7 protein-coding genes are annotated in these 7,682 nt (G+C 42.7%); 3 read left to right on the top strand and 4 right to left on the bottom strand.

The annotated features are described in order from the left end of the window. Window positions 1-174: 174 nt before the first annotated feature. Window positions 175-978 carry a hypothetical protein gene (locus AC4II3_RS25500; protein ID WP_488017499.1) on the bottom strand — a complete coding sequence of 268 codons (804 nt, stop codon included), beginning with the start codon at window positions 976-978 and terminating at the stop codon, window positions 175-177. Window positions 979-1,445: 467 nt separating this feature from the next. After that, window positions 1,446-2,072: a PEP-CTERM sorting domain-containing protein gene (locus AC4II3_RS25495; protein WP_488013391.1), complete on the bottom strand. Its 627-nt coding sequence runs from the start codon at window positions 2,070-2,072 to the stop codon at window positions 1,446-1,448. A 410-nt stretch (window positions 2,073-2,482) separates the two neighbouring features. Here AC4II3_RS25495 and AC4II3_RS25490 point away from each other — a divergent pair, with 410 nt between their 5' ends. Together AC4II3_RS25490 and AC4II3_RS25485 are read left to right on the top strand one after the other, a co-directional pair. Next, window positions 2,483-3,880: an RNA-guided endonuclease InsQ/TnpB family protein gene (locus AC4II3_RS25490; protein ID WP_488013393.1), complete on the top strand. Its 1,398-nt coding sequence runs from the start codon at window positions 2,483-2,485 to the stop codon at window positions 3,878-3,880. Between the two features lie 129 nt (window positions 3,881-4,009). Continuing rightward, a complete protein-coding gene (locus tag AC4II3_RS25485; protein ID WP_488013395.1) occupies window positions 4,010-4,465 on the top strand; it encodes a cupin domain-containing protein in 456 nt (151 codons plus the stop codon). Window positions 4,466-4,610: 145 nt separating this feature from the next. On the opposite strand, the gene ccmN is transcribed toward AC4II3_RS25485, so the two are convergent. Beyond that, entirely contained in the window at window positions 4,611-5,327 is a 717-nt protein-coding gene (ccmN, locus tag AC4II3_RS25480; RefSeq protein WP_490722922.1) for a beta-carboxysome scaffolding protein CcmN, read from the bottom strand. Between ccmN and AC4II3_RS25475 the strand changes: the two genes are divergently transcribed. Further along, the gene (locus tag AC4II3_RS25475; RefSeq protein WP_424102284.1) at window positions 5,322-5,513 is read left to right on the top strand and encodes a hypothetical protein; all 192 of its coding nucleotides are present in this window, start codon (window positions 5,322-5,324) and stop codon (window positions 5,511-5,513) included. The genes ccmN and AC4II3_RS25475 overlap by 6 nt on opposite strands. Before the next feature lie 184 nt (window positions 5,514-5,697). Here AC4II3_RS25475 and ccmM read toward each other — a convergent pair whose 3' ends face one another. After that, window positions 5,698-7,371, bottom strand: coding sequence for a beta-carboxysome scaffolding protein CcmM (gene ccmM / locus AC4II3_RS25470; RefSeq protein WP_488013399.1), 1,674 nt, complete (start codon window positions 7,369-7,371; stop codon window positions 5,698-5,700). Window positions 7,372-7,682: the final 311 nt, after the last annotated feature.

Below are 7,682 nucleotides of genomic sequence, written 5' to 3'. Positions count from 1 at the left end.
TCCCCCCATGAGCGACTGCCGTGGTTTCCCCCATGAGCGACTGCATCAAGACAGGTATTTATAATTGCAATTAAATTTATAGATTATCAAAAAAAAAAGTCCATAAAAATGGACTTAAATCGAACTATAATTAGGGTCTATAACTTTCAAATAATCCTGAATAATAATCCCTTATTATTTATCCTTTCTTTTCAAAAAAGAACCAGCAGCTAAAGCACTAATTCCCAGTAGCGCTAATCCAGACACAGGTTCAGGTACACTAGTTGCATCTGCCTTTGACGGATCCTTGGTAATGGTTTCCTTAAAATTAGGATTGGGATCAACATAGGTAGTTGAATCAAAGAAGCCGAAGTTACGAGTAAAACTAATTCCTGACTCTCTATTCCAGGTAAGGGTTTCACCACCGGTGTAAAAAGGCCTCCCAAAATCCATATGTAGAGTCCAATTATCAGGGGTAGATGAAAAAAGGATAATAGGGCGAGGGTCAACGGGAATACAAGGGCCAAAGCGAATAAAAGAGGTTCCAGAAAAACAAGGAAAAATACGAGGAGGGTCTATAGGAAGCAAAGTAATAGTAGGAGAAGTAATAGTGGGAGAAGTAATAGTGGGAGAAGAAGGAAAAGGTTCAAGCGTATCAGAACCTCGTGGCAATGAACCTTCTACATCAAGAAACCAAGAGAGTAATTCCCCTTCAGTAGTGTACTCAACAAATCCCTCGTAATCTTTAGCTTTTGGAATAGACTCTTCTATCAGAGTAACATTAATACGAGTAAAAGGGCTTATAGACCTCCATGTAGGATCAGGGAATATAGAATAAGACAACAATTCAAGAGTACCACTGAATTCGTGCTTGATTATCTGGAAAGGAGCAGCCGGTAAAATTATCTGGAAAGCAGCAGCCGGTAAAACTCCAACAGTAGCAGAAGTTAAAGCGATAGCAGTAGTAACAACACCATTATGTTTAGAAAAATTAATCAAAGGAATTCTCCTGGTTGAGTAAGTAGATAAATTGAGTTAATTGCACCGCTAAGTGGGCAATTAAGATTTTGGATAGTTTCCAAAAAAACTCAAGCACCGAAGAATTGATAAGATGATTTAATCTGGTAAAACTTTAACCTTTATGCCGAATTATTATTCGGCAACAAAAAATAACTCGATCACCTTTGCTAAAATTAGACTACCATAAAAAATAACAACAGTGTAAATATTAAATCAACTTATACGCCAAATTACTGACTGCTATTTTTTTAGGATAGCCTCTGGCTTTTTTGTTCTTTCCTTGGCGAGATCGATCCAGTCACTTACACTTGCGGTAACCATTAGAGGCATTTATAATTACAATTAATGCTAAAAAGTCACACAAAAAAAGTCCATAATAATGGACTTAACTCGCTCTACAATTATGGTGATATCTTGAGTTGATAGTACTTAAAAATAATCCCTGATTATTTATCCTTTTTTCTCAACAATCCACCAGCACCTAAAGCAGTAATTCCCAGTAGCGCTAATCCCGAAGCCGGTTCAGGTACACTAGTTGCATCTGGCTTTGAGGGATCCTCGGTGATCGTTTCCTTAAAAGTAGGATTGGGATCAACATAGATAGTTGGAGGTAATAGGGAACCTCCAATAGTAAAGGTAATTCCTGAGTCTCTGTTCCAGGTAAGGGTATTAGCGCCTGCATCAACAGCCCTACCAAAATCGATATCTAGAATCCAACTATCAGGGGTAGCGTCAAAGGTAGTAATAAAGTTTCTAGGAGGAACAGGAAGAGGAGAAAGAAACGGTAAAGGCAACGGTTCAAGGGTAATATCAGAACCGACTTGCTCTAACCCTTCTACATCAAGAAACCAAGAGAGTAATTCTCCTTCAGTAGTGTACTCAACAAACCCCTCGTAATCTCTAGTTTCGGGAGGAGGCTCTGGTAGAAAACTAGGAAAATCGGATAATTCAAGTTCGCCACTGAATTCTTGGTTAATTATCTGCTCAGCAGCAGCCGGTAAAACGGCAACAGTAGCAGAGGTTAAAGCGACAGCAGTAGTAACAAGAGCGAATTGGTGAGAAAGATTAGTCACAGAAAGTATCCTCGTTCAGTATGTGTAGAATAGGGAACAGGTAACAGGGAACGGTAGGAAATAGTCAACAGGATTTTTTTGTGATGATAAATTATTATGATTTATCTAATTGATGTTAAACTAATAGAGTTAGCTTGAATTATAGTCACCTGTAAAATTCATGTCAATACTTTATCAAAAGCCCTAAAAGTGCCGATGCCAAATTGCCTGATTATCATAGGGGTTTTCATAGTAGTGAATTAATTAATTGTGAAATTAGGCAAAAATTCTAATAAAATCCCCATCTCCCCATCTCCCCATTTCCCCATCTCTCAATCTCCCTACTCCCTAAGACGAAAGTCCCTCACCTAATTGAGAAGCACTACAGTCTATAATATGTAAAGCGCAATAAAAACTAGGAGGTGATCGTGATGCTGCTCAACTACCAATACCAGGCTTATCCAAGTAGTCAACAAAAACTAGAACTAAATGATTGGCTAAGGATTTGTCGGTACTGGTACAACTGGCAGTTGGGCGATCGCTTTCGGTGGTGGAATGAAAACCGCACTGCTGTTAATTCTTGTCCGTTGATTACTTATCTACCAGAACTCAGAGATAACCCCGGTTATTTCAGTCAAAAAAAGCTGTTACCAATCTGGAAAAAAGACTTGGTGACAGTTGTCCACTCAGGTGAGTTGCTGGACTTTACCCGAGTTCCTGCGAATACTTTACAGGACGTATGTAAAAGAGCAGACCTAGCTTTCAGTCGATTCATCAAAGGCGATTGTAATGGTAGTCGTAGCGGAAAACCGCGATTTAAAAATCAAGCTAGATACAGGACTTTAAAGATAGATGGGAAAGATTGTTTTTCTGTAGCCAGAATCGAGAAGAAATGGATATGGCTAAAGATAAGTAAACTCAAGGGCTGGCTTAAGGTACGCCTACATCGTCCGCTGCCCGACGGGTTTAAGATCAAGAATATTCTAATCACCAAGAAAACCGATGGTTGGTACACAACCTTATGCTTAGAAGATTCTACAGTACCAGCGTTTACACCACAAAGTGTTATTCCCACTTGGGATAATGGCATAGGGTTGGATGCCGTACTTTACGGAGAGGATTATCTAGCAACATCTGAAAACACCAAACTACCTTCACTTAAGTCTTACCGTAAAAATCATTCTGATCTAGAAAAGGTACAGACAAAAAAGAATGCCAAGACAAAAGGCAGTAAAGCTAGAAGGAAATTGCAATCGCGTGAAGCGAGAATACATCAACGGATTGCTAGGAGCCGAAAGGATCATGCCTATAAAACAGCTCATGTTCTGGTTAGAACCGGAAAAAAAGTTTTCTATTATGAAAATTTGAACCTTACTGGTTTAAATAAACGAAATAAACCCAAGCCAGATGGGAAGGGTGGATATTTGCCTAATGGACAGTCCGCTAAATCTGGATTAAATAAGTCTTGGTTGGACGCAGGGTTTGGACAGTTCTTTGAGGTACTGGACTACATAGCTGGAAAAGCTGGAGCAGTAACGAAAAAGTGTAACCCTGCCTATACCTCTCAGCTGTTAAGCTATCGAGACGAGTTTGTATTCACGGATTGCGACCTCCGCGAGTATTGGGATGAGCAAGAAATGTTATTGGTTGATCGCGACGTAAATGCTGCAATTAACCTAAAACGAGTGGGGCTGGGCGTGTTCCCCACTATAAAACGCCGTAAAGGGAATCCGGTTATAGATAGCTCTATAACTAATAGTACCTCAAAGGAAGTTTTAGTAGCTCTAAGGAGTGCTAGAAGCTTACACTTAACGGATAGTGAAGTGTAGGAACGTCACCTAGGCAGACCTCAGCTATGGCAAACATAAGATTGATTCTAAAAGGAAGCAATGCCAAAATAACGACATCTTTCCGAAAAACTATCAATATCTAACTTTGGTAAAAAAAATAGAACAGATATGGAAGCCGAGTACATTATACAAGCATTGCAACTCGTGCCACATCCTGAGGGGGGGTTTTATCGAGAGATGTATCGATCAGATCAGGTCGTAAAGACACCTTTTGGAGATCGGTCTGTTGCTACCTCAATCTATTATCTCCTCCGTAGTGGTGAATATTCATCGTGGCATCGTATTAGGTCTGATGAACTGTGGTTTTATCATGCTGGTGTACCATTGTGTCTCAACTACCTTGACGAGACCGGTTCACACCGGGGCATACTACTGGGAGCCGGTTTGACAGACGGTGCTCATCCTTACTATTGTTTGCCAGGCGGTACATGGTTTGGGGCGATTCCTTCACAAGATGATAGTTTTTCTCTGGTGAGCTGCGTTGTTGCACCAGGCTTTGACTTTGCAGACTTTGAGTTGGCAGAAAGCGGAGTTTTCCCTCAGATAAGCCGGGAGTTATTTTGATTGAGGAGCTGTTATGGGATGGTTCTAGGGAGCCGCTATGGCATTGACCTTGGCCAAAAGGCCACGCTACGCGAATGGTCACGCTGCGCGATGCTCCTTTGGAGCCGCTACGCGAACGCATAAAAGGGATCGGTCTAGGCAGCTACTAGGTATCTTTAGTAGGACTATTAAAAGATTGATTGTAAGGAAACAGAGTATCCAGTAATCGGTTCAAGCTCCCCTGCCCATGAACAGTAGGCTGAGTCTTCGGGGTTGGTGATTCTGTCTGCGACTCAGCGGTCGTCTCAGCTTCAATCGTTTCTGTTGTATTAGTGTCTGTTGTATTAGTGTCTGTTGTATTAGTGTCTGTTGTATTAGTCTCTGTTGTATCTGTAGCCACCGTATTACTAGTGGATGGCACTTGACCATTGACAGATTCCGTGGTAAAGCTGTTCTCAGGTACAGTTGATGATAACTCCTGAGGTTTCTGCTCCAAGCTATCAGGAGTTGGTTGAGACTCTTCCGGTAATGGACGCCCCTTATCCCCCAACACCGACGCTGATGGCACAACTTGTAAGGATTCTACAGAATGATTCCAAATTGTCGTCAGGGAGCCAATACTAGCATTAGCGCCAATTTTTCCCTTCCCCACGACTAGAACCCCAGCGCCTAAACTCGCTCCTGATTCCACCTCCACAGTACCTTTGTGAGCATGAATAATTGCTCCCATACCGATACAAACACCGGCTGCAATCGTTATTTTACTGTCTGGATCTGCTCGCAAAATTACCCCTGCTGAAATAACAGCACTAGGATCAATGCTCACATTTCCTTCCACATATATATGAGAATTATTACTCAATAGAAGTTTAGGCAAGTGCATAATTTTTGGCACGGTAGACTTCGCCGCAGTTGTCGGGGTAAAGAATTTTGGGTAAACGGTTTTGGGATTAAATTTGACTCTAGCACTATCATTTTTGATGGCTTCTTTACCTTGGCAAGAAGTCTAATACCTATCAATACCGTGATTGCCGCTAGTCTTTTGTATATCGTTTATGTAAATGGTTGACGGTTAACGGTTGACGGTGACTTGTCAACTGTCAACTGTCAACAAAACGCGATTAATTATAGCAATGGGTCATCAGGCATTAACAAACTCAAGAAAGTAATGCAGCGCGGCCTTGGGGAGACCACACCTCCCACACTTCCCACACTCCCCCCTCTTTCCCTATTCCCTGTGCTACACTTATCGATTACGGCTTTTGAATCAGCGTCTCTAGAACACGCCGTTTAGCTTTCGGATCAATACCAATCAACCGTACATACTCACCAGAATGTTCAACCAAGCAGGTTTCTAGACCTTCAACCACGTCTGAAACCCGAGTAGAATCAATGGGGGAGCAACTCTGCCAAGAACTGGTGCGGAATCGACGTTTATCCGCATGTTCAGTACCAATGCGATAACCTTGGGACAACAAGCTACGGATCTGCTCAACAATATCTTGACTCAAGGATGAACCAGAAACGCTGCTGCCATTGAATCCTGAGGATTGCGTTGAACGGGGAGTATAGCTACTACTACTAGGTTTAGCACCAGGGTTGACAGTGTCCCCAGGTTTTTGAATAATTTTTTCCATCACCCGGCGCTTGGCTTTCGAGTCAATGCCAATCAGTCGGACATACTCACCAGCGTGGTCTGACAAACAAGCCCCTAGGTCTGCCAAAGCCTGTGATAGGTTATCGGAGCTTATGCCAGGGGCACTCTTCCAGGAACTAGTCCGGAAGCGACGCTCATCAGCATACTCAATACCAATCCGATACCCTTGGGACAACAGTTGACGAACTAAATCATCCACTGATGAGTCTAAGCCATTGCTAGAGAAACCCGCAGTAGGTTGAGGAGCAGAGCTATAGGGGCTGTAGCTTCTTGAACCAGATCCAGTGGAACTTCCAGAAACAGGGCCACCCGGTTTTTGGATAATCTCTTCACACACCCGGCGTTTAGCTTTAGGGTCAATCCCAATTAGTCGGACATACTCACCAGCGTGGTCTGCCAGACAATCACCCAAGGATTGGAGCACTTCTGATTCACGATCGGAGTGTATTCCGGAAGCACTCTTCCAGGAACTAGTACGGAAGCGACGCTCATCAGCATATTCAGCACCAATTCGGTATCCTTGGCCTAACAGTTGACGAACTCGTTGTTGAAGCTCTGAACTTAATCCTGTATTTGAAGACATTGATCTGAAAGATTTATGGGAACTATCAGGGCTACTATGACCATTAGAGTCAGCATTGTCAGCAATTTCCTTGCGGATCGGTATCATGCAGGAATCATCCTCTGCACACTGATAACCCGCCCGCAATGCATAATTGATTGCCACCACATGGTTAGCAAACGTTCTATCTTGCTCTTCTACATCCGGTAGTCGGTCAGCTTGCTGCTGATTAGTAATCACCGCTCCGGAAGGAACATATTTACCGGGAGGAATTTCGACATCCTGAACGAGGGCATGCATCATCACAATACAGCCCTTGCCAACTCTAGCATTAAACACCGTAGAGCGAAAGCCAATAAAGCAATCATCCGCAACATAAGCAGGACCATGAATCAGGCTCATGTGGGTAATTGATGCATTCTTGCCAATCCACACCGAGTAATCGTTCTGGTCATCCCCAACAACCCGACCGTCTTCAAGACCATGAATCACAACACCATCTTGAATATTGGTACCTTCACCGATGTAAAATGGTCCCCCTTCATCAGCTCGAATCGAGGTTCCCGAGGCAATCAATACATTTGGCCCAATCTCTACATCTCCAATAATGTTGGAAAAAGAATGGACATAAGCTGTGTCATCAATTTTTGGTTCAGCCAGATCCCGTGACCAAGGTGTTGGGGGAGCTGCCTGGGTGCTAAATGCCATAGATGTTTTCCTCCTAATTTTTATTTGAGATACACTGTCATGAAATAGATTTTTGTCAAGCCCCACATTTGAGGATTGGGGGTTAGTTATTTCTGCTGCTCCCACTCGGGAATTGTAAGTAATCACGCAGAAATTGCTGGATTGTTAATAGTTAACCTCTACCGTTATGGCTTATCGTTACAAATAACTGCTTTGGAAAGCTATAGGGCTCAAGTCAGAATCGAGCAATGGATAACCAGGCATAAGCTACTACCCAAAGCTACTACCCAAAGCTACTACCCAAAGCTACTACCCAAAGCTACTACCCAAAG

Source organism: Moorena sp. (genome assembly GCF_982860115.1).
Note: the sequence above shows the minus strand (reverse complement) of the source record. Positions and strands in the feature narration are given on the sequence as shown.